Annotated in this window: 1 protein-coding gene; it reads left to right on the top strand. The window is 39.1% G+C overall.

Annotation, left to right across the window (positions count from 1 at the left end; all coding sequences use genetic code 11):
- The first annotated feature begins 175 nt into the window (after nt 1–175).
- Entirely contained in the window at nt 176–385 is a 210-nt protein-coding gene (locus tag ACTNDQ_RS15460) for a hypothetical protein (RefSeq protein WP_441065006.1), read from the top strand.
- Nucleotides 386–463: the final 78 nt, after the last annotated feature.

The following is a 463-nucleotide window of genomic DNA, read 5'->3' as shown; positions in this document are numbered from 1 at the left end:
ATAGAATAAGTCCTCCTTAAAATATATTGGTTTTTCCCAGTATATCAATTGGTGGAGGAAATAGCACTACGCCTTCTTTTGAAGCACTTACGAACGTTACAGCTATTACAGTGAAGCGTTGGGAAAATGAGGATGGGATTCCGAGTAAAGCTGCCCAGGAGAAGCTTATCTCTATATGCCAGTAGGAAAAATAGATTTGGCTGAAGTAGTAGAGGAGTCAATCAGAGAACAGGCACAGGAAATTGCGAAAAGTAATCCGTATAGAGAAATTTTGTTTCATGGTTCTAAGTTGGGATTGAAAGGAAATATTTCCTTGGCTAATCGGATATGTAGAGACTATCGCCGTGAAGGTAAGTATTTTGATGAAATCATTGTAAGCGCCTAATAACAGGGTGGATTTAACTTCCACCGAAAATCTGCCATAATCATAGAGGATAGACGCCAGCATTTTACTACAGATCTG

Source organism: Blautia massiliensis (ex Liu et al. 2021) (assembly GCF_052064225.1).
Classification (GTDB): domain Bacteria; phylum Bacillota; class Clostridia; order Lachnospirales; family Lachnospiraceae; genus Blautia_A; species Blautia_A fusiformis.
The sequence above is the reverse complement of the archived record's forward strand: the minus strand, read 5'-3'. Positions and strand labels throughout refer to the sequence as shown.

Excerpts from the sequence above, each read along its gene's own strand:
- ACTNDQ_RS15460 (WP_441065006.1), top strand. The coding sequence starts at position 176 with ATGCCAGTAGGAAAAATAGATTTGGCTGAAGTAGTAGAGGAGTCAATC.